Genomic DNA, 25,979 nt, shown 5'->3' on the forward strand with positions numbered 1-25,979 from the left:
AGGAGCTTTCATGACCATGCCCTGGCCCTTGTTTCTCCTGCTGCTGAAGCTCCTGGGCCGCCGTCGCCGATTCGAGAGCATCGAAGGGCTGCGCGCGGCCGTGGAGCGCGACCGCAAGACCGCGAGCGCCGAACCGCCCGCGTCGGTGCGCAAGCGCTGCGCGATCGGCAGGCGCCAGGTGGGCGGCCATGATTGCTACACCCTCGCGCCGCTTTCCGGCGCGGGACCGGTGCAGCTCCTTTACCTGCACGGCGGTGCGCACGTGGCCGAGATCTCGCCGTTCCACTGGCGCCTGCTGGCGGAATTCGCCGAGACCACGGGCTGCGTCGCGCACGTACCGATCTTTCCGCTCGCGCCCGAGCACACCTACCGGCCTGCCTACGCGATGGTGAACGAGATCTACCGTGGGCTGGCCGCCGTGCACGACCTCCGGCAGCTGGTGCTGATGGGCGATTCGGCGGGCGGCGGCCTCGCGCTCGCGCTGGCCCAGGGCTTTGCCGCGCTGGGCCAGCCGCAGCCGCGCGACATCGTGCTGATTTCGCCCTGGCTCGACCTCACGGTGTCGAACCCCGCGATTCCGGCACGCGAAGCCGACGATCCGTGGCTGGCCCGCCCCGGACTGGCTGAAGCGGGACGGTGGTGGGCCGGCAGCGAAGATCCGGGCCTGCCGCACCTGAGCCCCGTGCACGGTCCGCTGCAGGGGCTGGGCAGGCTCACCGTGTTCATCGGAACGCGCGACCTGCTGCTGGCGGATTGCCTGGCGCTGCGTGATCGGGCCGCGGCGCAGGGCGTGCATGTCGAGATGCATGAGGCTCCCGGCATGGTCCACGTCTGGCCGCTGCTGCCGGTGAAGCAGGCGATGGCGGCGCGTGCCGCCATCGCTGGGATCGTGCGGGGCCGGGACTGACCCGGCGCGTGCTCGCACGCCGGGGTGTCGGAGCCCAGGCCCGGGCACTTGCCGACGGACCTGTCGTGCCTGCGTGGCGATTGTTAAACGTCGTATAAACTTGAACGACGTTCAAAATTCAAGGGCGGAACCTTGCCAGCACCCGAACTCCCAGGCCGCCGCGAACGCCGCCGTGCCCAGACGCTCGACCACGTGGCCGCCATCGCCATGCGCCTCTTCGAGTCGCAGGGCTACGACGCCACCACCATGGAGCAGATCGCCCAGCAGTCGGACCTTGCCAAGGGCACGCTCTACAACCACTTCCCGACCAAGGACGCGATCCTCGCGCACTGGGTGCATCTGAAGCTCGCGGACGACACCCGGCGCCTGCATGCGGCCATCGACTGGCAGGCGGGCTTCGGCGAGCAGCTTTCCCGCCTGCTCGAGGAGTCGGCGGAATGGACCGGGCAGCACCGCGACTACCTGCTCGACTATTTCCGCTTCCGCTTTCTCAACGTCGAGAGCGAGCTCCAGGGTGGCGGCGCGGAGAGCGGCAGCGGCGACGAGCTCCCGCGCGATCTCATCGGTCTCTTCGACGCACTGATCGCGGCGGCCCAGAAGAACGGCACCTTGCGCACCGACGTCTCGTCCGCGCACCTCGCGTCGCTGCTGCACCACCTGTACTTCGGCGCGCTGATGCGCTGGCTCACGCTGCCCGGCCTGGTGCTGCGCGAGGAGTTCGCGGTGATCGCCGATCTCTTCATCGCCGGCGCGCAGGCAGGCAAGGACGCGAAGCCCTCGCGCAGGAGGCAGCAGCCATGAAGATCGCCGTCGTCACCTACGGCACCGAGGGCGACGCGCGCCCGCTCGCCGCACTATGCCGTGCGCTCGACGACGCGGGCCACGGCTCGGTGCTGCTGGCGGACGCCTCCACGCTCGGCGCGGCGCACCGGCTGGGCGTGCGCTCCCAGCCGCTGGCCGGCGACATCCAGGGCACGCTGGCAAACGTGATCGCGCTCGGAGACCGTCCGGCGGCGGCCATGAAGGCGCTGGCCGCCATCGCCAACGACAACGCCACGGCGTGGCTGCGCCAGACCGTCGAGGCGGCGAGCGGCTGCGATGCCATCGTGTGCTCGGGCCTCGCCGCCTTCACCGGCCTCTCGGCGGCCGAGGTGCTGCGCGTGCCGGCCATCGGGGCGGGCATGTTTCCGCTCACGCCGACGGCCGCCTTCGCCTCGCCTTTCCTGCCGCCCGCGCGGGTGCCTCGACTGCTGCGCCGCGCGAGCCATCACTTCATCAATGCGATGCTCTGGCGCGCCTTCCGGCCGGCGATCAACGCTGCGCGCGCGACGGTCGGCAAATTGCCGCCGCGGCGCGTGATGTGGAACACGCACCCGATGCTCTACGGCGTTTCCCCGAGCCTCGTGCCCCGGCCGGCCGACTGGCCCGACAACGCCATGGTCTGCGGCCAATGGATTCCGCCTGCACAGGACTGGCGTGCGCCGCCTGATCTGGAAGCCTTTCTCGCTGAGGGCGAGCCACCCGTCTACGTGGGCTTCGGCAGCATGACGGGCTTCGACAGGCAGCGATTGCGAACCGCGGTGATCGACGGCATCGCCGGTCGCCGCGCGCTGCTGAATCCCGGCTGGGGCGGCATCGACACGCAGGGCCTGCCTTCCAACTTCCATGTGGTGGGCGACACGCCGCACGACTGGCTGTTCCCGCGCACCGCGCTGGTGGTGCATCACGGGGGATCGGGCACCAGTCACTCGGCCGCGCGCGCGGGCGTGCCGTCGGTGGTCGCGCCCTTCGCGGGCGACCAGCCCTTCTGGGCACAGCGGCTGGCTGAAGCCGGCGTGGCGCCTCCTGCTGTGGCGGGCGGGCGCCTGCGGGCCGACGATCTCGCGCGCGGCATCGCTTTTGCCGGCGGTGCGCAAGTTCGCGCACGGGCCCGAGCGCTGGGCGAGCGGATGCGCGCGGAAGACGGCCTCGGGCAGGCCGTCGGCGCGATCGAACGCATCGTGCCGACCGCCTGAGGCCGTCCGCGGCAAGCCCTTTCAACGGCAGGCGAAGCTCGCGGCCTTGGTCACGTCGCCGCCCAGGTAGGCGATCTTCTTCGGATAGGTGCACAGCGGCCGTGCAAGCGACTTGTCCGAGTTCTGCAGCACCAGCGCGTCTGGCGTCACGCCCTTCTCGACCCAGTCGGTGAGTGCCGTGAACAGCTGGTTCGGCGCCGGCAGCGGCGGGTTGGCCGTGGGGCTCGTGCCCGCGAGGCCGTTGACCGAGCCCACGCCCGCGCAGTGGCCCATCGCCGGAATCTCCACGTAGCGATAGAACTTCTGCAGCGCATCGATGCCGCCCATCGCCTTGGCCGCGCGCTCGTAATAGTTGGCGGTGCCCGAATTCGGAATCAGCTGGTCGGCCAGCCCGTGGTACGTCAGCAGCTTGGCACCTCGGTCGCGGAAGCGCGCGAGGTCGGGGTTGTCGGCATTGATGTTCGCGAAGGCCGTCTGCAGCGCCTTGCCGCGGTCGCTCGCGTTGGCGAGCTGCGCGTACGAGAGCCCCTTCCACTTGTCGGCTCCGTTGCCCGTGGCGTTGATGAAGTCCGGCGTGGCGAGCGTCGGGTCCTGCAGGTTCAGCGCCACCTGGTGCGCGGCGATGTGGAAGGGGGCGGGCACGCCGCCCACCGAGTCGGCCAGCGAGAAGCCTGGGGCGCCGGGGCTGTTGAGCGCGGTGCCGCGCGTGAGTCCGTACCAGAGCTGGTTCGACGCCAGCGTGGCGCCGTAGCCGTTGTCGCTCGCGGGCGCCGGTGCGCTGCCGTCGCGCGTCTGTCCGTACCAGATCTTGTTGACCGCCTGAGCCTGCGCCGTGCTCAGGCATGCGGCAGTGGCGTTGGTGCCGCCGCTGCCGGTGCACAGCACGGCTGTGTCCTGCGCAGGGTCGTACTTGCAGGCGGCGGGGTCGCTGATGAAACCGTCGTGCTGGCCTGTGAGCGTGCTGTCGCAGGCGCTCACCGCCGACGAGGACACCAGCGCCAGCTGGTCCGGCGTGAGCGGCGTGCCGCCGAGGTCGCGCTGCATCACGACCTGTGGATAGAGCTCGGCGGTGATGAAGTTGGTCCAGTTGATCGCGCTGTTGCCGGCCAGGATGCCATCGAAGTCGTCCGGGTTCACCTGCGCCTGCATGTGGCCCTGGCGGCCGCCGGTGGAGCAGCCGTCCCAGTAGGCGTACTTCGCGTCGCGCTGGTAGAAGCCCGCTGCCAGCGCCTTGGCCTTGACGGCCATCTGGTGGATGCCGCGGCTCGCGAAGTCGGTCCACAGCGTGGTGTTGACGGTGCCGTCGGGATTCATCGCGAACGAGCCGTCGACCGAAGGCAGCGGGGCCTTCGACGCATGGCCCGCGTCCGTCACCGCGCTCACCGAGCCTTCGCCGGCTGCGATCGCGGCGGCGTTCGCGCCGCCGATCTGCGTCTTCGCGCTGATGCCCGCATCGCCCACGAAGCCGCCGCCGCCCAGCACGCGGATGCGGTTGTTCCACGAGGCCTGCGAAGGCAGCCACACCTCGATGCCGATGCCCGGCGAGGTTGAGGGCGCATCGGCCGGTCCCACATGGCCCGGCCCCACGTTGAGCTTGACCATGCAGACATCGCTGGCTGCGACCGTGCCCGAGGCCTTGCCGTCGAGGTTCAGGTCGTCGCCCTTGCGGAACTGCTTCACCACGGTCACGGTGGTGTCGGCATCAGGCTTGAACGCGGTCTTCAGGCTCTCGTCGCAAGCCAGCGCCACCGGTGCGGCGGCAGGCGGAGCCGGCGCGGGAACGAAAGGCAGCACGGCGGGGCCGGACGAATTGCTGCCGCCGCATGCGGTGAGCGTGGCCGCGGCGACAAGGCTCAGGCAGAGGGCGGTCGCCGCGCGGGCGGCTGGCGTGGGTGTTGGCATCTTCTCGTCTCCTGTTATGTAGAGACATGAATTTGCCCGCGCCCTCCGCCGCGGTATATCGACATGCGATCACCGTTTGCAGGATTCCTTCACCCGCCACCGGGACTTACCCGCGCCGCGCGCGCGCCGGCGTGGTGCCCACCAGCTGGCGGAACACCTGCGTGAAATGCGCCTGGCTCGAGAAGCCCACGGCCTGCGCGATCTCGGCGAGCGACTGGCTGCCGCCCAGCAGCGACAGCGCATGGCGCACGCGCTGCTCCATCACGTAGCGGTACGGCGTCGCGCCCGTGCTGGCGCGGAAGAGCCGGGTGAAGTGCACCGCGCTCATCTGCAGCTCGGCCGCCAGCTCGTCGATGCCGAAGTCTTCCGACAGGTGCTGCATGACCCAGTCGTACACCCTGCGCAGATCGCTCTGCGAGAGCCGTCCGCGCGGGCGTCGTGTGTTGCCCGTGGCGCCATAGCGGTTCTGCAGGTAGCTCGCGAGCGCCATCGACAGGCCCTGTGCATGCAGGCGGCCCGAGCTGCAGCCGCGCTCCACTTCGTCGCGCATGGCGACGACGAGCGCCGACAGCGTCGCGTCGGTGGTCGACAGGTGCGTCTGCAGGTGCAGCTCGCCGTCGCCCTCGGGCATGAGGCTGCGCAGCGCCTCGGGTCGGATCTCGAGCACGATCGTTTCGGTGAGCTCGCCGGTCCACGTCGCGCGGTCGACCTCGTAGCCCTGCTCGAAGATGAACATGCCGCCCGCATGCGCCTCGAAGGAGTGGGTGCGCCGCGCCCGCGTCATCGCGCCCTTCACATGGCCGCGCACGCACAGGCCGATCAGCGGATGCGGGTTGTAGCAGGCCGGGTTCTCGCCGTCGCCCGACATCGAGCGCACCTCGAGCGCGAAGCCCTGCCACGCGGTGGCCTGCGCGTTCATCAGCATCCTGCCGTCGAAGGGCAGGGGCTTGCCCGATGCGTCGAGGAGGCTGATCTCGCGCGTCATGGCGAGGCCTACACGCCGAGCAGTTCCTCCAGCGCGTGCGGCTCGGCCAGCAGGTCGGCCGAGGCGCCGTGCCGAACGATCTGCCCCTTCTCCATCACCACCGCGAGATCGGTGTGCGCGAGCACCTTCTTGTAGTCGCGGTCGACGATCAGCGTGGCGATGCCGGTCGCGCGGATCTCGCCGATCACGCGCCAGATCTCGGCCACGATCAGCGGCGCCAGGCCCTCGGTGGCCTCGTCGAGAATCAGCAGGCGCGGGTTGGTCATGAGCGCGCGGCCGATCGACAGCATCTGCTGCTCGCCGCCCGACAGCTGCTGGCCGCCGTGCGACAGCCGCTCCGACAGGCGCGGGAAGGTGGCCATCACGCGGTCGAAGGTCCATTCGCGCCGCCCGTCGATGCCGGCGCGTTCGCTCATCACGAGGTTCTCGCGCACCGACAGGTTCGGGAAGATGCCGCGCCCCTCGGGCACGTAGCCGATGCCCAGGCGCGCCATCTTCTCGGGCGGCAGGCCGGTGACGGTGCGGCCGTCGACCTGCACTTCGCCGGAGGCCGGGCGCACGTAGCCCATCATGGTGCGGATCAGCGTGGTCTTACCCATGCCGTTGCGCCCAAGCAGGCCGACCGATGTGGCCGCCGGAATGCCGGCATGCACGCCGCGCAGGATGTGGCTGTTGCCGTAGTAAGTGTTGAGGTCGCGGACGATGAGCATGTCAGTGATCCTCTCCGAGGTAGGCGGTACGCACTTCGGGGTTCTCGCGGATCGCGGCCGGGTTGCCGGTCGCGATGACGGTGCCGTTCACCATCACCGTGATGCGGTCCGCAATACGGAACACCGCGTCCATGTCGTGCTCCACCAGCAGGATTGCATGCGTGGCCTTCAGCTGCGCAAGCAGCGTGAGCATGCGGTCGGTTTCCTCGGCGCCCATGCCGGCGAGCGGCTCGTCGAGCAGCAGCACGCGCGGGTTGGTGGCCAGGCACATCGCCACCTCGAGCTGTCGCTGCGCGCCGTGGCTCATGGTGCCGGCGATGCGCTGTGCCTCGTGCGCGAGACCGGCGGCTTCCAGTGCCGCATCGGCCGAGGCGCTGCTGGTGGCGCAGCCTTGCGACGATTGCCAGAACGCCCAGGGCTTCGGCGTGGCGGCCTGCGCGGCGAGCCGGCAGTTTTCGTGCACGCTGAACTCCGGGAAGATGGTCGTGCGCTGGTAGCTGCGGCCCACGCCGTCGCGCGCGCGCTTCCACTGCGCGCGGGCGGTGATGTCGACGCCGTCGAGCGCGATGCGGCCTTCGCTCGCCTCGATCTCGCCCGAGAGCATATTGATGAGCGTGGACTTGCCGGCGCCGTTGGTGCCGATCACTGCGTGGACCTCGCCCACGTGCAGGTCGAGCGTGACGCCGTTGACGGCGGTGAGGCCGCCGAAGCGGCGCGTGAGCTTTTCGACGGAGAGCAGTGCTGTGGTGCTCGTCATGCAGCCCCCTTCGGCGAGAGGCGCTGCACAAGGCCGATCAGGCCCTTGGGCAGCAGCGCCACGAACACGATGATCGTGAGGCCCAGCGTCAGCTGCCAGTGGTCGGCCAGCGGGCCCATCACCGCGTGCGTGGAGAAGATCTCCTTCAGCAGCGTGAACGCGATGGCGCCGATCACCGCGCCGCGCAGGTGGCCGAGGCCACCGAGGATCACCATCAGCAGCACCTCGCCCGAGTTGTGCCAGGCCATCAGCTCCGGATTGACCACGCCGTCGCGCGAGGCCAGCAGGAAGCCCGCGAGCCCGGCCAGCGCACCCGCCAGCACGAAGGCCGCGAGCTTGTAGCCGTACACCGCGAAGCCCGCCGCGCGCATGCGCTGCTCGTTCACGCGGATGCCCGCCAGCGCCGCGCCGAAGCGCGAGCGCCGGATGAGCGCCAGCAGCCCGTAGGTGAACACCAGCGAGGCCAGCACCACGTAGAACAGCACCGTGCGGTTCTCCATGTCGAGCGCGCCGATGGCGGGCCGCACGTACATGTAGATGCCGTCGCTGCCGCCGCCCACCTTGGTGTCGTGGAACACGAAGAAGGCCATCTGCGCGAAGGCCAGCGTCACCATGATGAAGTACACGCCGCGCGTGCGCAGGCTCAGCGCGCCGACGAAGAGGGCGTAGAGCGCCGCCGCGCCCATGGCCATCGGCAGCAGCAGCGCGAAGTTGCCGCCTTCGCTGCCCGAGGCGAGCACGGTGACGTAGGCGCCGATGCCGTAGAACGCCGCGTGGCCCAGGCTCACGAGGCCGGTCATGCCCACCAGCAGTTCCAGGCTCAGCGCGAAGATCGACAGGATCATCACCTTCACGATGAAGTCCGATGCGTAGTTGCCCATGAACGGGCCGGCGATACCGATGGCGACCGCGCAGGCCACGGGCAGGAGGAACGCTCCCTTCTTCATGACTGTCATGGCCGCCTCCCCATCAGCCCCTCGGGCTTCCAGATCAGCACGATGGCCATCAGCAGGTAGATGCCGATGCCGCTCAGGTCGGCGAAGAACACCTTGCCGAAGGTGTCGACGAAGCCCACCAGCAGCGAGGCCACCAGCGCCCCGGTGATGGAGCCGATGCCGCCGATCACCACCAGCACGAAGCAGATGATGAGCACGCTCGCGCCCATGTTGGGATACACCGAGGACATCGGCGCGGCGATCATGCCGGCCAGCGCCGCGAGCGCCACGCCGGCGGCGAACACGATGCGGTAGAGCCGCTTCACGTCGATGCCGAGGCCGCGCACCATGTCGCGGTTGCTCGCGCCGGCGCGGATCATCATGCCCAGCCGCGTGCGGTTGACCACCCAGTACAGGCCCACCGCCAGCACGATGCAGGCGGCCGAGGCGAAGAGCCGGTACCACGGGTAGCTCATGACGCTGCCCAGTGCGAAGCTGCCGTCGAGCCACGCGGGCACCTTCACGCCGTGCACGTCGTTGCCCACGAGGATGGAGCGCAACTCCTCGAACACCAGGATCAGGCCGTAGGTCATCAGCACCTGCTGCAAGTGGTCGCGCTGGTAGAGGTAGCTGAAGAAAGCCCATTCGAGCAGGTAGCCGAAGACCGCCGCCAGCACCACGCCGGCCACAAGCATCAGCAGGAACTGATCGCCGAAGACAGGCGCGAGCGAGAACGCCATGTACGCGCCGATCATGTAGAAGCTCCCGTGGGCGAGGTTGATGACGCCCATGATCCCGAAGATCAGCGTCAGCCCCGAGGCCACGAGGAAAAGAAGCAGTCCGTACTGAACCGAGTTCAGACACTGGACCAGGAAAGTGCCGAAATCCACGTGGAGGTTCTCTCTGGGCGGGATCGTTGTTCAATGGGAGTGCATTGCGCGTGACACCGCGGAACCGGCTTTGCCGGGCCGCAGGTGTCGCCCCCTGCAAGGGGGTTGGCGCAGCACACGAAGTGAGCGAAGCCTGGGGGTGAGCCTTACATCCTGCAACCGCGAGCGGGGTCGGCCAGGCCCTTGATGGCGGTGCTCACCAGCTTGTTCTCCTTGCCTTCCACCTTGCGCAGGTAGATGTCCTGCACCGGGTTGTGGGCCTTGCTCACGGTGAAGGTGCCGCGCGGGCTGTCGATCTTGGCCTTCTCGACGGCGGCCGAGAACTCGGCCTTCTTCGAGATGTCGCCCTTGGTGGCGTTCAGGCCCACGCCCAGCATCTGCGCGGCGTCGTAGCCCTGCACGGCGTACACGTCAGGCTGCAGCTTGAACGACTTGGCGTACGCCACGCGGAAGGCGTTGTCGCGCGCGGTGTTCAGGCCGTCGGCGTAGTGCAGCGTGGTCAGCATGCCTTGTGCCGATTCGCCTTGCGCGTCGAGCGTGCCGTCGGTCAGGAAGCCGGGGCCGTAGAGCGGAATGGTCTTGTTCAGGCCGGCGGCCTGGTAGTCCTTCACGAACTTCACCGCGCCGCCGCCCGCGAAGAAGGCGTACACCGCATCGGGCTTGGCCGCCGCGATCTCGGTCAGCAGCGCCTGGAACTCCACGTTGGGGAAGGGCAGCGTGAGCTGCTTGTCGACCTTGCCGCCGGCCTTCTCGAAGCCTTCCTTGAAGCCGTTGACCGACTCTTCGCCGGCCGCGTACTTCCAGGTGATCGTCATGATCTTCTTCTTGCCCTGCTGCTTGGCCGCCACCTCGCCCATGGCGTAGGCCGGCTGCCAGTTGCTGAACGAGCTGCGGAAGATGTTGGGCGCGCACATCGGGCCCGTGACCGCGTCGGCGCCGGCATTGGGCACGATCAGCACGGTGCCGCTTTCCTTCGCGGCCTTGGCCATCGCCATTGCCACGCCCGAGTGCACGGTGCCGACGATCACATCGACGTTGTCGCGCTTGATGAGCTTGTTGACGTTGTCGGTGGCCTTGGCGGGGTCGGATTCGTCGTCGACCTTGAAGTATTCGATCTCGCGGCCGGCGAGCTTGCCGCCCTGCTCGTCGACGTAGAGCTTGAAGCCGTTCTCGATGGCCACGCCCAGGGCGGTGTAGGTGCCGCTGTAGGGCAGCATCAGGCCGACCTTGAGCTTGCCTGTGCCCTGGGCTGCAGCGGCCGTCGCCAGCGAGGCGAATGCGATGGCCGTGAGGGCCAGGCGGATGGTCGAGGCGGTGCGAGTGGTCATGATGTCTCTCTCCGGTTTTTGGTGATGAAGGAAGTGGCCGCGACGATGACACGATCCGGCTGATCGCGATGCGGGGAATGCCCGCATTCAGGGATTTCGAGCAGCTCGCAACCGCCGACGCGCGCGGCGATGCCGCGGATCTGCGCGAGCGTGCCGTACTCGTCGTCGATGCCTTGCACCGCGAGCACGGGGCAGCGGATGCCGTCGAGCTCGGCCTCGATGTTCCAGTCGCGAAAGGGCGGGTGCAGCCAGATGCGGTTCCAGCCCCAGAAGGCCGAGTCGGCGCTGTCGTGGTAGCGGCCGAGCTTCTGCGGCAGATCGGTGCCGAGGTAGGCGGTGCGCGCGTTCTCGATGTTCGCGACGGTCACGTCCTCCACGAAGATGTGCGGCGCCAGCACCACGAGGCCCGCCACCTTGTCAGGAAAGCGCGAGGCGTACAGCAGCGAGATCGAGCCGCCGTCGCTGTGGCCGAAGAGCCAGGGCTTCTCGTGGCCGAGCCCGAGCGCGGCGAACAGGGCGGGCAGCACTTCGTGCGCCTGGCGGTGCATGAAGTCGGCGTCCCAGATTTCATCGTCGGCGCGCGGCGTGGAGCGGCCGTAGCCGGGGCGCGAGAACACGAGGCCGCGCACGCCGGCGGCTTCGCAGACGCGTGCGGGAAAGTCCTTCCACATCGCGACGGAGCCGAGGCCCTCGTGCAGGAAGACGACGAGCGGCGCATCGCTGCGCTCCGGCGCGATCCACTGGCACTCGATGCGCACCTCGCGGCCGCGCCAATCGATGGTGGCGAACGCGGGCGCGCTCATGCTTGCTTTTCCTTCTCGCGCAGCCGGAAGCGCTGGATCTTGCCCGTGGCCGTCTTCGGCAGCTCGCTCACGAATTCCAGGAAGCGCGGGTACTTGTAGGGCGCCAGTCGTTCCTTGACGAAAGCCTTCAGTTCTTCCTCGGTGACCGTTCCGCCATCCTTCAGCACGACGAAGGCCTTGGTCTTGGTCAGTCCGTCGGCGTCTTCCTTGCCGATGACTGCCGCCTCGAGCACGGCGGGGTGCTGCATCAGCGTGGCCTCGACCTCGAAGGGCGAGACGTAGATGCCGCTGACCTTGAGCATGTCGTCGCTGCGCCCGGCGTAGGTGAAGTAGCCGTCGGTGTCGCGGGTGTACTTGTCGCCGCTCTTGGTCCAGCCGCCCTGGAAGGTCTCGCGCGACTTCTCGCGGTTGGCCCAGTACATCAGCGCCGAGCTGGGGCCGCGGATGTAGAGGTCGCCCACTTCGCCGTCGGGCACGGGGCGGCCGTCCTCGCCGCGCAGCTCGACCTCGTAGCCTTCCACCGGCCGGCCGGTGGTGCCGTAGCGCACGTCGCCGGGGCGGTTGGAGATGAAGATGTGCAGCATCTCCGTGGAGCCGATGCCGTCGATGATCTCGCAGCCGAAGTGCGCCTTGAAGCGCTGCGCGATCTCGCCGGGCAGCGCCTCGCCAGCCGAGGAGCACATGCGCAGCGCCACCGCTTCGCGCGTGGGCAGCTTCGGCGAGGCGAGCATGCCGGCGAAGCCGGTGGGGGCGCCGAAGAAGACGGTCGGCTTGTGCTCCACCCAGCGTCGGAAGGTGGCGTCTGGCGTGGGGCGCTCGGCCATCAGCACCACGGTCGCGCCCACGGAGAGCGGGAAGGTCAGTGCGTTGCCCAGGCCGTACGCGAAGTACATCTTGGCGGCCGAGAAGCACACGTCGTCTTCCGTGAGGCCGAGCACCGGCTTGCCGTAGAGCTCTGCCGTCCACCACAGGTTGGCGTGCGTATGGACCGTGCCCTTGGGCTTGCCGGTGGAACCGGAGGAGTACAGCCAGAAGCCCGGGTCGTCCGAAGCGGTCGTCACCGGCGATGCCAGGGGCTCGACGGCGGCGAGCGCGGCGTTGAATTCCTTCGCGCCATCGGGAAGAGCGCCCGTGGGCTGCGAGACGAAGAGCGTGCGCACCTCGTGCCCGCCACGCACCATGGCCTCCTGCAGCGTGGGCAGCAGCGCGCCCGACACCAGCACCGCCTGCGCGCGGCTGTGGTCGAGCATGTAGGCGTAGTCGTCGGGCGTGAGCAGCGTGTTGACGGCCACCGGCACCACGCCGGCATAGAGGCTGCCCAGGAAGCTCACGGGCCAGTCGTTGCCGTCGAGCATCAGCAGCAGCACGCGCTCCTCGCGCCGGATGCCGGCCGCATGCAGGGCAGCGGCCAGCCGGCGCGAACGGTCTTCGAGCTGGCCGTAGCTCAGCGTGCCGCGGTCGTCGATGTAGGCGGTGCGCGAGGCGCGTTCGCGGTTGAGGTCGAACAGATGTCCGGCGAAGTTGAATCGTGGGGGCGGGGTCATGGTCTTGTCTCCTTCGGCCTTGCGTGTTCTTCTTCTAGAGGCCTAGTGCGGCGAGGACGCCGGGGCTTGCCTGCACCGCGGCGCGGCGGTGATAGAAATCGAGCGCGCGCAGTCCGCCCAGCTCGGCGCCGCCGCCGGCGCGGCCGGGGCCGCCGTGCAGCGACATCGGCATCACGTTGCCGTGGCCGGTGTGGGCCTGCGCCACTTCGGGCGTGATGACGTGCACGCGGCCGTGGCTCGGCGCGACGGCGAGCGCGGCCTGCGCCAGTGCGTCGTCGTCGCTTCCATATAGAGAGGTGACGAGCGAGCCCTGGCCGCGGTGCGCGAGCGTGATGCCGTGCGCGAGGTCGCGGTAGGGCAGCAGCGTGGCGACGGGGCCGAACACTTCGACGTCGTGCACGCGCTGCGCTGCGTCGGCATCGCGCGCGCCCAGCAGCACGGGGCCGATGCAGGCGGCGATGGCCGGGTCGGCGTCGACCAGGGGCTTGTCGCGGCCGTCGTGCAGCACGGTGGTCTGTGCGGCGAGTGCGTCGAGCCCTTCGCGCACCGCGTTGAGTTGCGCGCGGCTCACGAGCGAACCCATGCGCACGCTCTCGTTGCGCGGATTGCCGACGGTGATGCCCGCGAGCTTGGCGCCGATGGCCTCGGCCGCCGCGTCGTACAGCTCTGCCGGCACCAGGATGCGGCGGATGGCAGTGCACTTCTGGCCCGACTTCACCGTCATCTCGCGCACCACTTCGCGCACGAGCAGGTTGAAGGCATCGCTGCCGGGCGAGGCGCCGGGCAGCAGCAGGGCGCTGTTGAGGCTGTCGGCCTCGATGTTCACGCGCACCGAGCGCTGGGCCACGGCCGGGTGCGAGCGGATCACCGCCGCCGTCTCGGCCGAACCGGTGAACGAGGCCACGTCGAAGGGCTGCAGCGCATCCATCAAACCGGCCGAGCTGCCGCAGACGATGGAGAGCGCGCCGGCGGGCAGCACGCCCGCGTCGACCACGTCCTTCACCATGCGCTGCGTGAGCCAGGCGGTGGCGGTGGCAGGCTTCACGATCACCGGCACGCCCGACAGCAGCGCGGGCGCGGCCTTTTCCCACAAGCCCCACGAGGGGAAGTTGAAGGCGTTGATGAAGAGCGCCACGCCGTGCGTCGGCACCTGCAGGTGCTGCGACTGGAACACCGGCTCCTTGCCGAGCTTCACCGCATCGCCGTCGCGCAGCGCGCGCACGTCGCCGAGCGCATCGCCCCACTTCGCGTACTGGCCGAGCGTGAAGATCGCGCCGTCGATGTCCACGGCCGAGTCGTTCTTCACGGTGCCCGAGTTGGCGGTGGCGATCTCGTAGTAGGCGTCGCGGTTGGCCTGCAGCACCTTCACGACGGCCGCGAGCAGTGCGGCCCGCTGGCGGTAGGTGAGGGCGCGCAGCGCGTTGCCGCCCTGTTCGCGGGCGAAGGCGAAGGCGGCGGGCAGGTCGAGGCCGGTGGCATCGACGCGCGCGAGCTCGGTGCCCAGCACCGGGTCGAACAGCGGCGTGCCGACGCCCGATCCGCTTTGCCAGCGGCCGGCGACGTAGTTGGAAAGAAGCTCGGTCATTCGATGGATCTCAACGTGGGCAGATTCGGGGAACACCGCGGAACCGGCTTTGCCGGGCCGCTGGTGTTGCCCCCGGCGAGGGGGTTGGCGGCCACACGAAGTGGGCAAGCCTGGGGGAGTGCTTCATACGGTGAACTTGATCTGCCCTTCGGGCAAGAGATACAGGACGAGCGCGCGGCCACTGGCCACGGTCGGGCGATGCGCGGTACCGGGCCCGTAGACGCACCAGCCCGCGGGCCGTCCGTCGAAGGTGGCGACTGCGCCGTCGAGCGGCATGATCAGGTCGATCTCGCCGTTGGGATGCGTGTGGTGCGGGCCGGCGATGTCCTGCATGTCGACCACGTCGACCGAGAAGCGGTGCAGCGCGTCCTCGGCCTTGAAGACGCGGCCGTACTTGATGCCGCCGCCTTCGCGCTCGCAGAGCCAGCCTTCGGCGACGCCGCCGATGCAGGCCTGGCGCAGCTGTTCGAAGCTGGCGCTGCCGGCGCCGTGCTTGGCGTTGAGCCACTGGTCGAGCGAGCCGTCGAGCGGCTTGCCGGCGATCTCGGCGGTCAGGCCGGCGATCAGCTGGTGAAATGCTTCCTTGCCGGTGGCGGGAGTGCTGCTGCTGTCGGACATCGTGGGGCCTCGAACTTTGGAACTACCTTGCAGGATCACTGCGCGTGCAGTATCTTGCGTGTGGCCGAACAATAAGCATCGAGACAATGAGTGTCAAGCAATATAGTGCATCTATGGTGTTTACCCTGAGCGAGCACAATCCCGGCGAAGAACGAGGAATTGCATGAATGAGCATGTAGACGCGGCGCTGGCCGCCGCGCTGGAAGGCGGCAATGGCGGCAACGGTGCTGCGCCCGCCGGGGAGGCGAAGAATCCGCTGCTCGCGGCGCTGGGCGACCGCGTGCGCAACCTGCGCGCGCAGCGCGGCCTCACGCGCAAGGCGGTGGCCATCGCCGCCGACGTGTCGGAGCGCCACCTGGCCAATCTCGAATACGGCATCGGAAACGCGTCGATCCTGGTGCTGCAGCAGGTGGCCGGCGCGCTGCACTGCTCGCTGGCCGAGCTGGTGGGCGACGTCACGACGAGCTCGCCCGAGTGGCTGCTGATCCGCGAACTGCTGGAAAACCGCAGCGAAGCCGACCTGCGCCGCGTGCGCGTGGCGATCGGCGAGCTGCTGGGCACCGCCTCCGTCGACCCGGCCCGGCACCGGCGCATCGCGCTCGTGGGCCTGCGCGGCGCGGGCAAGTCCACGCTGGGCCAGATGCTGGCCGAGGACCTGGAGATTCCATTCATCGAACTCAGCCGCGAGATCGAGAAGCTCGCGGGCTGCAGTGTGCGCGAGATCCACGACCTGTACGGCACCAACGCCTACCGCCGCTACGAGCGCCGCGCGCTGGAAGAGGCGGTGCAGATCTACAGCGAGGTCGTCATCGCCACGCCCGGCGGCATCGTCTCCGACCCGGCCACTTTCAACGAGTTGCTCGCGCACTGCACCACCGTGTGGCTGCAGGCCGCGCCCGAGGAGCACATGGGCCGCGTGGCCGCCCAGGGCGACACCCGCCCGATGGCCGCCAGCAAGGAAGCGATGGAAGACCTGCGCCGCATCCTGAACGGCCGGGCCGCCTTCTATTCGAAGGCCGACCTGTCGGTGGACACCAGCGGCAAGACGCTGTCGCAGAGCTTCCAGGCACTCCGGGCGGTCGCCCGGCAGTCCATGGGGCTCGCTTAGCTCACCCCCAGGCTTCGCGCACTTCGTGTCGCTGCGCCAACCCCCTTACGGGGGGCAACACCAGCGGCCCGGCAAAGCCGGATCCGCGGTGTTCCTGGAAAAGTCCCTGGAAGCCTGAATCGGGCTGAAATCTGAAAAAAAGTGCAGCAGGCATTGACTTGCCTGTTTGCATGCAGCATGATGCATGTCATCGGAGCAAGAAAGTGCACTATCTTTCCTGTTCACGGTTTCCGAACACTGCCCCACAGGAGACTTCCGCATGACCGACACCACCACGCTCCAGGCGCCCCCGCGCGTCGACTACCGCACCGAACCCGGCCAGTACCGCCACTGGTCGCTGAGCTTCGACGGCGCCATCGCGCGCCTCGTGCTCGACATCGCGGAAGACGGCGGCATCCGCCCCGGCTACAAGCTCAAGCTCAACAGCTACGACCTGGGCGTGGACATCGAGCTGAACGACGCGCTCAACCGCGTGCGCTTCGAGCATCCCGAGGTGCGCAGCGTGATCGTCACCAGCGGCAAGGACCGCATCTTCTGTTCGGGCGCCAACATCTTCATGCTGGGTGTGTCCAGCCACGCCTGGAAGGTCAACTTCTGCAAGTTCACCAATGAGACGCGCAACGGCATCGAAGACTCGTCGAAGCACTCGGGCCTGAAGTTCCTCGCGGCCGTGAACGGCGCCTGCGCGGGCGGTGGCTACGAACTGGCGCTGGCCTGCGACGAGATCCTGCTGGTGGACGACCGCTCCTCGGCCGTGTCGCTGCCCGAAGTGCCGCTGCTGGGCGTGCTGCCCGGCACCGGCGGCCTGACCCGCGTGACCGACAAGCGCCACGTGCGCCATGACCTTGCAGACATCTTCTGCACCAGCGTCGAAGGCGTTCGCGGCCAGCGCGCGGTCGACTGGCGCCTGGTCGACGCAGTGGCCAAGCCCGCGCAGTTCGCAGCGGCCGTGCAGGAGCGTGCTTCGCAGCTCGCCTCCGGCAGCGATCGCCCGGCCAGCGGCAAAGGCGTGGCGCTGACCCGCCTCGAGCGCACCGACAGCGCCGACGGCATTGCCTACTCGCACGTCAATGTGCAGATCGACCGCAGCAAGCGAACCGCCACGATCACCGTCAAGTCGCCCACCGGCGCGCAACCGGCCGACGTGGCCGCCATCGAAGCCGCCGGCACCGCCTGGTGGCCGCTCGCGGTGTGCCGCGAGCTCGACGACGCGATCCTCAACCTGCGCACCAACGAGCTCGACATCGGCACCTGGCTGCTCAAGACCGAAGGCGACGCCGCCGCCGTGCTCGCGTCGGACGCGGTGATGCTCGCCAACAATGACCACTGGCTGGTGCGCGAGACCATCGGCGCGCTGCGCCGCACGCTGGCGCGCCTCGATGTTTCCTCGCGCAGCCTGTTCGCGCTGGTGGAAGCCGGCTCGTGCTTCGCCGGCACGCTCGCCGAGCTGGCCTTCGCCGCCGACCGCACGTACATGCTCGCGCTGCCCGACGACGCCGACCGCGCGCCGAAGCTCGTGCTGAACGAATTCAACTTCGGCTTCTTCCCGATGGTGAACGACCAGAGCCGCCTGCAGCGCCGCTTCTATGAAGAGGCCGCGCCGCTCGAAGCTGCGCGCGCCGCCGCCGGCAAGGCGCTCGATGCCGACGAGGCGCTGAAGCTCGGCCTCGTCACCGCCGCGCCCGACGACATCGACTGGGACGACGAGATCCGCATCGTCATCGAGGAGCGCGCCGCCATGTCGCCCGATGCGCTCACCGGCCTCGAAGCCAACCTGCGCTTCGCGAGCAAGGAGAACATGGCCACGCGCATCTTCGGCCGGCTCACCGCCTGGCAGAACTGGATCTTCAACCGCCCGAACGCCGTCGGCGAGAAGGGGGCATTGAAGGTCTACGGCACCGGCCAGAAAGCCGGCTTCGACATGAATCGGGTATGACCCCCAGGGCTTCGCGCACTTCGTGTCGCTTCGCCAACCCCCTTCCAGGGGGCAACGCTAGCGGCCCGGCAAAGCCGGTTCCGCAGCGTTCCTTGAACAGACATCTCTCCAGCAACCATTCGACAAAGGTTTCGCCATGAGCACGATCAACTACAGCGAGAAGATCCCCAACAACGTCAACCTCGGCGAAGACCGCACGCTGCAGCGCGCGCTCGAAGGCTGGCAGCCCAACTTCATCAACTGGTGGGATGACGTGGGCCCCGAGGGCTCGACCAACCACGAGGTGTACCTGCGCACGGCCGTGAGCGTCGACCCGCAGGGCTGGGCCCAGTTCGGCCACGTGAAGATGCGCGACTACCGCTGGGGCATCTTTCTGAACCCGGGCGACGCCAACCGCGAGATCCACTTCGGCGACCATAAGGGCGAGAAGGCTTGGCAGGACGTGCCCGGCGAGCACCGCGCCAACCTGCGCCGCATCATCGTGACGCAGGGCGACACCGAGCCCGCTTCGGTCGAGCAGCAGCGCCACCTGGGCCTGACCGCGCCCAGCATGTACGACCTGCGCAACCTGTTCCAGATCAACGTGGAGGAGGGCCGTCACCTGTGGGCCATGGTCTACCTGCTGCACAAGCACTTCGGCCGCGACGGCCGCGAGGAAGCCGAGGCGCTCTTGCAGCGCACCTCCGGCGACGAGAACAACCCGCGGATCCTGGGCGCCTTCAACGAGCGCACGCCCGACTGGCTCGCGTTCTTCATGTTCACGTACTTCACCGACCGCGACGGCAAGTTCCAGCTGTCGGCGCTGGCCGAGAGCGCCTTCGATCCGCTGGCGCGCACCACGAAGTTCATGCTGACCGAAGAGGCCCACCACATGTTCGTGGGCGAGAGCGGCGTGTCGCGCGTCATCGCGCGCACCGCGCAGGTCATGAACGAGCTGAAGACCGACGACCCGCAGAAGGTGCGTGCGGCCGGCTGCATCGACCTGGGCACCATCCAGCGCTACCTGAACTTCCACTACAGCGTGACCATCGACCTGTTCGGCGCTGACCAGTCGAGCAACGCGGCCATCTTCTACAGCTCGGGCCTGAAGGGTCGCTACGAAGAAGGCAAGCGCACCGACGACCACGTGCTCAAGGGCCAGACCTACAAGGTGCTCGAGGTGAAGGACGGCCAGCTCGTCGAGAAGGACGTGCCGATGCTCAACGCGCTCAACGAAGTGCTGCGCGACGACTTCATCAAGGACTCGGTGGCCGGCGTGGGCCGCTGGAACAAGGTGCTGGAGAAAGCCGGCATCCCGACCCGCCTGGTCGTGCCGCACAAGGCTTTCAACCGCCAGATCGGTGCGCTCGCCGGCATCAAGATGTCGCCGGAAGGCCGCGTGGTGAACGACATGGAATGGGCCGCCAAGCGCGACGAGTGGTTGCCCAGTGCCGAAGACTTCGCTTTCGTGGCATCGTTGATGGGCCGCGTGGTGGAGCCGGGCAAGTTCGCGGGCTGGATCTCGCCGCCGGTGATGGGCATCAATCGCCAGCCGGTCGATTTCGAGTACGTGCGCTTCGGCTGAACGCGTGAATTGAATCCCTCGTCCCCACGGCGAGGGGATGGAGAACAACATGGACATGGCCGTTGAAGCCGGGGTCATCAAGCAGCACCTGATCGACCCCGAGATCTGCATCCGCTGCAACACCTGCGAGGCCACCTGCCCCGTCAATGCGATCACGCACGACGACAACAACTACGTCGTGCGGGCCGACATCTGCAACGGTTGCATGGCCTGCATCTCGCCGTGCCCGACGGGCTCGATCGACAACTGGCGCACCATGCCTCTGGTGCGCGCGTATTCGATCGAGGAGCAGTTCACGTGGGAGTCGCTGCCTGCGGAGCTGTCGCCCGAGGAGCTCGAGGCGGCCGGCGTTTCGGCGGATGTGGCGGGCGACCCCGAAGCCGCCGTGCCCGCGCAGACGCAGGCACAGGCCCAGGCGGCGGTCGAATCGCTCGAGCCGGCCTTCAACTCCGCGCAGTACGGTGCCACCGTGCCGCCCTGGTCGGCCGCGCACGCCTACACCAACCTCTTTCCGCCAAAGACGCCGACCACGGCCACCGTGGTGGGCAACTTCAACTGCACCGAGGCCGGCTTCGACAGCGAGACGCACCACATCGTGCTCGACTTCGGCGTGGTGCCGTTCCCGGTGCTCGAAGGCCAGTCGATCGGCATCGTGCCGCCGGGCGTCGACGCCATCGGCAAACGCCACCATGCGCGCCAGTATTCGGTGGCCAGCCCGCGCAACGGCGAGCGGCCCGGCTACAACAACGTCTCGCTCACCGTGAAGCGCGTGACCGAGGACCACGAAGGCGAGCCGGTGCGTGGCGTGTGCTCCAACTACGTGTGCGACCTGAAGGTGGGCGACACGGTGCAGGTGGTGGGGCCCTTCGGTTCCTCGTTCCTGATGCCGAACCATCCCCGCTCGCACATCGTGATGATCTGCACCGGTACCGGCAGCGCGCCGATGCGCGCCATGACCGAATGGCGCCGCCGCCTGCGCAAGAGCGGCAAGTTCGAGGGCGGCAAGCTGATGCTGTTCTTCGGCGCGCGCACGCAGCAGGAGCTGCCGTACTTCGGCCCGCTGCAGTCGCTGCCCAAGGACTTCATCGACATCAACCTCGCGTTCTCGCGCACGCCGGGGCAGCCCAAGCGCTATGTGCAGGACCTGATGCGCGAGCGCGCCGCCGACCTGGCCGCGCTGCTGAAGGACGGCAGCAGCCACTTCTACGTGTGCGGCCTGAAGAGCATGGAAGAGGGCGTGGTGCTCGCACTGCGCGACGTGGCGAAGGAAGCGGGGCTCGACTGGGACACGGTGGGCGCCGCGCTGAAGCGCGAAGGCCGCCTGCACCTCGAAACGTACTAAGCTGCGGCGGATGAAGTTCGCCGACTTCCACGCCGGCCAGGTCATCGAGGCCGGGCCCTATGTGCTCACCGAAGCCGAGCTCCTGCAGTTCGCGCGGGCCTACGACCCGCAGTGGTTCCACACCGATGCGGAAGCGGCAGCCGAAAGCCCTTTCGGCGGACTCATCGCGAGCGGCTGGCACACCTGCTCCATCGCGATGAAACTGGTGGTGAGGGCGGCGCTCGCCGGCTCCGAATCATTCGCATCGCCGGGCCTGGAGCACGTGCGCTGGCCCAACCCCGTGCGCCCAGGTGACGCGTTGCGGCTGGTGGCCGACGTGATCGAGGTGCGCCGTTCCGGGAAGCGCCCGACGCTCGGCATCCTGCGCTGGCGCTGGCGGCTATTCAATCAGCGCGAACTGATGGTGCTCGACACCGAGGTCACGAGCCTGTTCAAGCTCAAGCCGGCGGACTGATCGACCGAGCAAGGAAAAGGCCCGCGGCGCACCGGCACCGCGGGCCTTTCTCATCGGGCTGAAGTCGTCGTTACTTCTTGATGTCGACCGCGCCCGAGCCCTGGGCCTTGCCATGAGCCTTCGCACCGACGGCAGGCGCCTTCACCGCGCCGCCGGCCGAGCCGACCGCTCCGGTCGCGCCGTCGAGCGTGCCGCCCACGGTGTTGGTCACGCCGCCGACGGCATTCGTCGCTCCGCCGACCGCGTTCGTGGCGCCGCTGACGGCACCAGTCGCGCCACCCAGCACGCCGCCGACTGCATTGCCCGCGGCGCCCGTTGCACCGCCGGCGTTCGTGTTCGCGCCGGCCCCGGCATTGGCGCCGGTCGCTGCGCTCGCGCCGCTGCGTGTGCCCGTGCTCGAGCCCGACGCATTCACGTCGGCATTGACCCCGACACCGACCCCGACGCCTTGCGCCTGGGCTGCGCCGCCGATGGCCAGGAGGCCTGCGAGCAGGGCGCCGAGAACGATGCGGTTGTGTTGCTTTTGCTGCTTCATGGGTGACTGTTCCTTTCGTAGCATGGTCACGGTTTCAACGAACCGACCGGGGTTCGATCGGTTCGGGGGCAACCATGGCCGGGCCGCGATCTGTCGCCATGTGCGCCACAGTCGTCCGTGCGTGTGGGAATCGGCTGTCGGCGGAATCGGGGGCTCGGACGTTAGCCCCGACCTGCTCAAGGCAGCAGATGCGCGCTGAAGAACGCCGTTGTCTTGCGGTTCACTTCCGGCAGCACGCCCGCGCGGTCGAAGCCGGGTGGGTCGTCGAGCATGTCGCCGACCAGCCCCGTGAGGCCCGGAGGCGGGGGCGAGAGCAGTGCGCCGTGGCCACCGGTGGGCATGTCCGCGATCAACTCGCAGCGCGGCAGGCAGGCCGCCAGCACGCGGTCGCTGTGGAAGCGCGGGATGAGCCATCGGTCATGCCGCGCGGTGATCAGGCCCAGCGGCACGCGCGGATTGGCCAGCGAGGCCATGTCGAAATCGGCCGACGAGGGCGCGCCCGCCACGATGGCGGCGATGCGCGGGTCCGTGTGTTCGCGCGGCGCGGCGTCGTCGAAGCGATGGCGGATGACGAACAGCGCGGCCCATTTCCTGATGCCGTCGAGCGGGCCGCCGGTCAGTCGCGTGATGAGTCCGACGCAGGACTGGAAGTCGTCCACCAGGTTCGCCTCGCAATGCTGCATGAACCCGGCCGGCGACCAGCGCCCGCCCGCGAGGCTCAATGCCGTGTGGCCGCCCGCCGACATGCCGTACATGCCGACCTTGTCGAGCTGCAGCAGCGGCGCGAATCGCGGGTCGCGCCCTACCGCGTCGATGGCGCGCGACACCTCGGCCGGACGCATCGACCAGCTGTCGGGGCCGGGATTGCTGTCGTCCTTGTAGTTGTCGGCCTTGTGCTCGGGCATGGCGACGATGAAGCCGGCCCCGACCAGGCTGCGCGCGATGTCCGCGTGCACCCACGGTGCGCCACCGGAGCCATGCGAGACGATGACCAGCCGGCCGTTGCCACGCACCGGCGTGCCCTGCACGGCGAGGTCGAAGGTGAAGCGCCCGCGGCGGGTGGGCTGGGCCGCGTCGGCGGACGGGTAGAACACCGTTACCGGGCCGTCGCCGGGCGCGGCGGGAATTTCCGCGAGTCCCATCGAGGCGTGAACCCAACCGGACCACAGCGCCAGCAGCAGGCACAGGAAATACAGACGTCTTCTCATCGAACCAACTCCTTGTCGTCATCGAGGGCCCACGCCCACGGTGACCGCACGATGCCGGGCGATGCGGCCCGCGTCTTGCCGAAACCCGCAAGCGCGGCTTTCGGCCAGAGATTTCAGGAATCGGCCAGCTTTTTCTTGCGGAATTCGGTGGGCGTGAGGCCGGTGGCGGCCTTGAATGCGCGGTTGAACGGGCCGATGGACTGGAAGCCCGCGGTCAGTGCGATGGTCAGCACGGGAAGCTCGCGTTTCGAGGAATCGGCCAGAGCAGCCGTCGCTTCGGCCAGCCGGAAGCCGTTGACGAAGGCGTTGAAATTGCGATGGCCCAGCCGCCGGTTGATGAGCCGGCGCAGGCGGTACTCGGGCGCCGACAGCCGGGCGGCGAGGCTGGCGATGCTCAGGTCTTCGCTGCGGTAGGCGTGCTCGACCGCCATGGCGTGCTGCAGCGATTCGGCGAGGCGGTCTTCGGCGGGGTCGGGGTTGAGCGTGGGCTCCGGGGCGGGATCTGACCCGGGCCTGGCAAGTGCGGGCGCCGCGGCGGGCTGTTCTTCGGCTGCTTCCCTTTCTTCTTCTTCCGGCGCCATGACCGGAATCGCAACGGGCGCCTGCATGACAGGAAAGAGCTCCGACCCTGCCAGCCGGACCATCCGCCAAGTCACCACCGCCACGATCAGCAGCAGCATCGCCACGTCGGCGGTGGCCGAGAGGCTCGACAGCTGCCCGCGCGGCGAGGCGAGCCGCATGGCCAGCATCCCGACGCTGTAGCCGATGCCCGTCACGACGATGAACACACGCAGCCGGCGGCGCCCCTCCACCAGGTCTGCTCGCCACTGCGAAGCCGCCGCCGTCGCGGCCAACACCGCGAAGACCAGCGGCACGGCGCGCTGAACGCCCAGCGTGACCGGTGCAAGCACTGAAGCACTCCCCGCGACCACCGCGCAGTTGAGCGCCGCCACCGCGGCCACCACGAGCCACGCAGCGACGTGCACGGGCCGCAGCCTGAAGTCGTCGTCGAAAAGCGCCTGCACGAACACCCAGAACAGCACCGCATTGCCGACCGAGACAGCGACGAAGGGCGACTGCCACGCGCGCCGCACCGACGCCTCGAACATCGGCGTGGAACCGATGACCTGGACGCAAAGCCCCATCGCGAGCAGCACGCCGGCGCGCGCGACCGCCAGGCGCGGGCGGTCGCGGCCGAGGATCAGGGCGAGCACGAGCAGCAGGGCCAGCAGCACGCCGCGCAGGGCGGCGTCGAGCAGGCTTGACGAAAGTGGCAGCGCTGTCATCGGGTGGCGTGCGTTTGGCGGCGGCCGACGATAACAGGTGGCTCGGCCTCTTGCCCGCTTCTAAAGCCGCATCTTTATCTTGTAGGCCCGAAGTTGCCGGACTCGTGCAAGGAAGCGCTCATCGATCTGTGCATTCGCTGCCGCTTTGCCGATGAGGCTATTGATTGTTTCCAGCCTTTCCGCTGGATCCAGCATGCTCAGAGTATTGATCGTGTTCCATAGTTCAAGCTCGCGCCTCGGCTGAACAGCAATGCGGTCCCCGGCGATCAGCACTCCCGTCACAACCTTGGGCTGACTCGCCGTGTAGACACGATCACCGTGGTATTTGAACCCATGGCGGTGAACTATTTGCTTTGCCGCCCAGAGGAAGCGAGGAGTTGCGTTCACGCCTGACCAAGTCAGATCGTCGACGTAATAGCTGTCCCTGACTTCGTGTCTGATCGAGTGCCGGTGTAACTCATCAAACATGGGCTTCGCCGAGAAGAAGGCCAACAATTGACTAGCGCTGCTTCCTATGGGGAGGTGACCGTTCGCAGTGCAGAGTCTTGCCAACAGGCCCGATACGTCGGGACCGCATTGAAGACCACCATGAAAGAACCGATATACGTGAGCGGATGACACCGAGGCGTAGAACTTCTTGATGTCGAGTTTGACGAGGGGAACCGAACCAACATGAACTTGAGCGTTCGTAATGTAAGAGCGCTGCTTGCACCCCGAGTGCAAATAGTCGGGCTTCTCGATGTAGTCGAGTATCTGGAAGATGCGCCTGTGCAGCCGCGCCAATGCGGGCTTTGGAAGTTCCACTGATCTCTTTTTTCCGGCGTACACCACATCGAAACGCCGATAGTTGTCCGTTTGATTTGCCAACGCCTCTAGCTTTGGCAGACTGGAAAAAAGAACTGCGGCCAGCGTTCGTCGGCTTCGAATCTTGTAGAGCGGGCTCTCGTTGATCGGATAGCGTCTTGAAGCGGGCAAGTGGTCCTCACGTCAAAAGGCAGGCGCGGATCAGAACTCATGCATAGTTGACTTCGACGCAGCAGGCGTCACCGAGGTCTCCATTCGCTGAATATGCGGACCAGAGGACATCCCTCAGCTTGTCCCAGATTTCCAGAAGGAGGACGATGAACCTCGCGATCCACACTACGCTCCGTGCAATCTGGCTAAACATCGGCTTTGTCGATGCCCGCTGGCGACTTGGGCGCCTACGCTTCTTCTTAGTCATGTCATGACTCCTTCTTCAACCCGGCCTCGCGACGTGCGAGGCCTCTCGTCCGAGTTGGAGAAAGTGGGAGAGCGCCAGCAGTTTTACCTCTGGACCACTAGTTTCGGCTTCAAACTCGCCTGAAGCCGAAGCTGCCAAGACAAGCAGTCATCGCGACGACTTCGTCACTAGAAATAAAGGTCTTCGCAAAGACTCCGTGCCCCGGCAGATGCCAGAAATCTTTCGATTTCCACGGGCCCCGTCACCGTGGCCCCGCTCTTGACGAGTGCACCCTTTAGCCCAAGCGAGAGGAAATCTACATCTGTCTGTTAGCTCATACAAGAGGGCTTTCCTCTGTTGCTTGCG

23 protein-coding genes are annotated in these 25,979 nt (G+C 68.0%); 8 read left to right on the forward strand and 15 right to left on the reverse strand.

The annotated features are described in order from the left end of the window. The 3 genes from EJO71_RS30560 to EJO71_RS30570 all read left to right on the forward strand — a co-directional run. On the forward strand, nt 1–907 hold a 907-nt coding region (locus tag EJO71_RS30560), incomplete at its 5' end, for an alpha/beta hydrolase fold domain-containing protein (RefSeq protein WP_206169064.1). Between the two features lie 132 nt (nt 908–1,039). Further along, nucleotides 1,040–1,708: a TetR/AcrR family transcriptional regulator gene (locus tag EJO71_RS30565; protein WP_125952414.1), complete on the forward strand. Its 669-nt coding sequence runs from the start codon at nt 1,040–1,042 to the stop codon at nt 1,706–1,708. Continuing rightward, nucleotides 1,705–2,922 carry a glycosyltransferase gene (locus EJO71_RS30570; protein ID WP_125952415.1) on the forward strand — a complete coding sequence of 406 codons (1,218 nt, stop codon included), beginning with the start codon at nt 1,705–1,707 and terminating at the stop codon, nt 2,920–2,922. Before EJO71_RS30565 ends, EJO71_RS30570 begins: the two co-directional genes overlap by 4 nt. 21 nt (nt 2,923–2,943) lie before the next feature. Here the strand turns inward: EJO71_RS30570 and EJO71_RS30575 are convergent, their stop codons facing one another. From EJO71_RS30575 to EJO71_RS30625, 11 genes are all read right to left on the reverse strand, one after another. Continuing rightward, complete coding sequence (locus EJO71_RS30575; protein ID WP_125952416.1) at nt 2,944–4,824, reverse strand: tannase/feruloyl esterase family alpha/beta hydrolase; 1,881 nt, start codon at nt 4,822–4,824, stop codon at nt 2,944–2,946. A 106-nt stretch (nt 4,825–4,930) separates the two neighbouring features. Then, the gene (locus tag EJO71_RS30580) at nt 4,931–5,809 is read right to left on the reverse strand and encodes an AraC family transcriptional regulator (protein WP_125952417.1); all 879 of its coding nucleotides are present in this window, start codon (nt 5,807–5,809) and stop codon (nt 4,931–4,933) included. 8 nt (nt 5,810–5,817) lie between these two features. Next, nucleotides 5,818–6,519: an ABC transporter ATP-binding protein gene (locus EJO71_RS30585; RefSeq protein ID WP_125952418.1), complete on the reverse strand. Its 702-nt coding sequence runs from the start codon at nt 6,517–6,519 to the stop codon at nt 5,818–5,820. A gap of 1 nt (nt 6,520) precedes the next feature. Beyond that, the gene (locus tag EJO71_RS30590) at nt 6,521–7,276 is read right to left on the reverse strand and encodes an ABC transporter ATP-binding protein (RefSeq protein WP_125952419.1); all 756 of its coding nucleotides are present in this window, start codon (nt 7,274–7,276) and stop codon (nt 6,521–6,523) included. Next, nucleotides 7,273–8,232 carry a branched-chain amino acid ABC transporter permease gene (locus tag EJO71_RS30595; RefSeq protein ID WP_125952420.1) on the reverse strand — a complete coding sequence of 320 codons (960 nt, stop codon included), beginning with the start codon at nt 8,230–8,232 and terminating at the stop codon, nt 7,273–7,275. Before EJO71_RS30595 ends, EJO71_RS30590 begins: the two co-directional genes overlap by 4 nt. Then, nucleotides 8,229–9,101, reverse strand: a complete 873-nt coding sequence (locus tag EJO71_RS30600) for a branched-chain amino acid ABC transporter permease (RefSeq protein ID WP_093195716.1) — start codon at nt 9,099–9,101, stop codon at nt 8,229–8,231. The genes EJO71_RS30595 and EJO71_RS30600 overlap by 4 nt, the downstream gene beginning before the upstream one ends. Before the next feature lie 146 nt (nt 9,102–9,247). Next, nucleotides 9,248–10,429, reverse strand: a complete 1,182-nt coding sequence (locus EJO71_RS30605) for an ABC transporter substrate-binding protein (protein WP_125952421.1) — start codon at nt 10,427–10,429, stop codon at nt 9,248–9,250. Then, the gene (locus EJO71_RS30610) at nt 10,426–11,232 is read right to left on the reverse strand and encodes an alpha/beta hydrolase (RefSeq protein WP_125952422.1); all 807 of its coding nucleotides are present in this window, start codon (nt 11,230–11,232) and stop codon (nt 10,426–10,428) included. Before EJO71_RS30610 ends, EJO71_RS30605 begins: the two co-directional genes overlap by 4 nt. Then, nucleotides 11,229–12,776, reverse strand: coding sequence for a benzoate-CoA ligase family protein (locus EJO71_RS30615; protein WP_125952423.1), 1,548 nt, complete (start codon nt 12,774–12,776; stop codon nt 11,229–11,231). Before EJO71_RS30615 ends, EJO71_RS30610 begins: the two co-directional genes overlap by 4 nt. 34 nt (nt 12,777–12,810) lie before the next feature. Further along, complete coding sequence (locus EJO71_RS30620) at nt 12,811–14,361, reverse strand: 3,4-dehydroadipyl-CoA semialdehyde dehydrogenase (protein WP_125952424.1); 1,551 nt, start codon at nt 14,359–14,361, stop codon at nt 12,811–12,813. Nucleotides 14,362–14,484: 123 nt separating this feature from the next. Further along, nucleotides 14,485–14,979, reverse strand: a complete 495-nt coding sequence (locus EJO71_RS30625; protein ID WP_125952425.1) for a DUF4863 family protein — start codon at nt 14,977–14,979, stop codon at nt 14,485–14,487. Between the two features lie 163 nt (nt 14,980–15,142). Here EJO71_RS30625 and EJO71_RS30630 point away from each other — a divergent pair, with 163 nt between their 5' ends. From EJO71_RS30630 to EJO71_RS30650, 5 genes are all read left to right on the forward strand, one after another. Further along, entirely contained in the window at nt 15,143–16,087 is a 945-nt protein-coding gene (locus EJO71_RS30630) for a helix-turn-helix transcriptional regulator (RefSeq protein WP_125952426.1), read from the forward strand. 259 nt (nt 16,088–16,346) lie between these two features. Then, nucleotides 16,347–18,023: a 2,3-epoxybenzoyl-CoA dihydrolase gene (gene boxC / locus EJO71_RS30635; RefSeq protein ID WP_125952427.1), complete on the forward strand. Its 1,677-nt coding sequence runs from the start codon at nt 16,347–16,349 to the stop codon at nt 18,021–18,023. 136 nt (nt 18,024–18,159) lie between these two features. Continuing rightward, entirely contained in the window at nt 18,160–19,587 is a 1,428-nt protein-coding gene (boxB, locus tag EJO71_RS30640) for a benzoyl-CoA 2,3-epoxidase subunit BoxB (protein ID WP_093195708.1), read from the forward strand. A gap of 49 nt (nt 19,588–19,636) precedes the next feature. Next, nucleotides 19,637–20,929 carry a benzoyl-CoA 2,3-epoxidase subunit BoxA gene (gene boxA, locus EJO71_RS30645; protein ID WP_125952428.1) on the forward strand — a complete coding sequence of 431 codons (1,293 nt, stop codon included), beginning with the start codon at nt 19,637–19,639 and terminating at the stop codon, nt 20,927–20,929. 10 nt (nt 20,930–20,939) lie between these two features. Next, nucleotides 20,940–21,383, forward strand: coding sequence for a MaoC family dehydratase (locus EJO71_RS30650; protein WP_125952429.1), 444 nt, complete (start codon nt 20,940–20,942; stop codon nt 21,381–21,383). A 70-nt stretch (nt 21,384–21,453) separates the two neighbouring features. On the opposite strand, the gene EJO71_RS30655 is transcribed toward EJO71_RS30650, so the two are convergent. The 4 genes from EJO71_RS30655 to EJO71_RS30670 form a co-directional block, all read right to left on the reverse strand. After that, nucleotides 21,454–21,918, reverse strand: coding sequence for an adhesin (locus EJO71_RS30655; RefSeq protein ID WP_125952430.1), 465 nt, complete (start codon nt 21,916–21,918; stop codon nt 21,454–21,456). A gap of 176 nt (nt 21,919–22,094) precedes the next feature. Further along, nucleotides 22,095–23,126 (reverse strand): dienelactone hydrolase, encoded by a 1,032-nt coding sequence (locus EJO71_RS30660; RefSeq protein ID WP_125952431.1) that lies wholly within the window; start codon nt 23,124–23,126, stop codon nt 22,095–22,097. Nucleotides 23,127–23,239: 113 nt separating this feature from the next. Next, nucleotides 23,240–24,412 (reverse strand): helix-turn-helix domain-containing protein, encoded by a 1,173-nt coding sequence (locus EJO71_RS30665; RefSeq protein WP_125952432.1) that lies wholly within the window; start codon nt 24,410–24,412, stop codon nt 23,240–23,242. 60 nt (nt 24,413–24,472) lie between these two features. Further along, the gene (locus EJO71_RS30670) at nt 24,473–25,387 is read right to left on the reverse strand and encodes a reverse transcriptase family protein (RefSeq protein ID WP_125952433.1); all 915 of its coding nucleotides are present in this window, start codon (nt 25,385–25,387) and stop codon (nt 24,473–24,475) included. Nucleotides 25,388–25,979: the final 592 nt, after the last annotated feature.

The organism is Variovorax sp. 679 (assembly GCF_003952185.1).
Classification (GTDB): domain Bacteria; phylum Pseudomonadota; class Gammaproteobacteria; order Burkholderiales; family Burkholderiaceae_C; genus Variovorax.

Bases quoted from the DNA above. Each gene is read 5' to 3' on its own strand.
- EJO71_RS30570 (WP_125952415.1), top strand. From the start codon at position 1,705: ATGAAGATCGCCGTCGTCACCTACGGCACCGAGGGCGACGCGCGCCCG.
- EJO71_RS30575 (WP_125952416.1), bottom strand. From the start codon at position 4,824: ATGCCAACACCCACGCCAGCCGCCCGCGCGGCGACCGCCCTCTGCCTG.
- EJO71_RS30580 (WP_125952417.1), bottom strand. From the start codon at position 5,809: ATGACGCGCGAGATCAGCCTCCTCGACGCATCGGGCAAGCCCCTGCCC.
- EJO71_RS30585 (WP_125952418.1), bottom strand. From the start codon at position 6,519: ATGCTCATCGTCCGCGACCTCAACACTTACTACGGCAACAGCCACATC.
- EJO71_RS30590 (WP_125952419.1), bottom strand. From the start codon at position 7,276: ATGACGAGCACCACAGCACTGCTCTCCGTCGAAAAGCTCACGCGCCGC.
- EJO71_RS30595 (WP_125952420.1), bottom strand. From the start codon at position 8,232: ATGACAGTCATGAAGAAGGGAGCGTTCCTCCTGCCCGTGGCCTGCGCG.
- EJO71_RS30605 (WP_125952421.1), bottom strand. From the start codon at position 10,429: ATGACCACTCGCACCGCCTCGACCATCCGCCTGGCCCTCACGGCCATC.
- EJO71_RS30610 (WP_125952422.1), bottom strand. From the start codon at position 11,232: ATGAGCGCGCCCGCGTTCGCCACCATCGATTGGCGCGGCCGCGAGGTG.
- EJO71_RS30615 (WP_125952423.1), bottom strand. From the start codon at position 12,776: ATGACCCCGCCCCCACGATTCAACTTCGCCGGACATCTGTTCGACCTC.
- EJO71_RS30620 (WP_125952424.1), bottom strand. From the start codon at position 14,361: ATGACCGAGCTTCTTTCCAACTACGTCGCCGGCCGCTGGCAAAGCGGA.
- EJO71_RS30625 (WP_125952425.1), bottom strand. From the start codon at position 14,979: ATGTCCGACAGCAGCAGCACTCCCGCCACCGGCAAGGAAGCATTTCAC.
- EJO71_RS30630 (WP_125952426.1), top strand. From the start codon at position 15,143: ATGAATGAGCATGTAGACGCGGCGCTGGCCGCCGCGCTGGAAGGCGGC.
- boxC (WP_125952427.1), top strand. From the start codon at position 16,347: ATGACCGACACCACCACGCTCCAGGCGCCCCCGCGCGTCGACTACCGC.
- boxB (WP_093195708.1), top strand. From the start codon at position 18,160: ATGAGCACGATCAACTACAGCGAGAAGATCCCCAACAACGTCAACCTC.
- boxA (WP_125952428.1), top strand. From the start codon at position 19,637: ATGGACATGGCCGTTGAAGCCGGGGTCATCAAGCAGCACCTGATCGAC.
- EJO71_RS30650 (WP_125952429.1), top strand. From the start codon at position 20,940: ATGAAGTTCGCCGACTTCCACGCCGGCCAGGTCATCGAGGCCGGGCCC.
- EJO71_RS30655 (WP_125952430.1), bottom strand. From the start codon at position 21,918: ATGAAGCAGCAAAAGCAACACAACCGCATCGTTCTCGGCGCCCTGCTC.
- EJO71_RS30660 (WP_125952431.1), bottom strand. From the start codon at position 23,126: ATGAGAAGACGTCTGTATTTCCTGTGCCTGCTGCTGGCGCTGTGGTCC.
- EJO71_RS30665 (WP_125952432.1), bottom strand. From the start codon at position 24,412: ATGACAGCGCTGCCACTTTCGTCAAGCCTGCTCGACGCCGCCCTGCGC.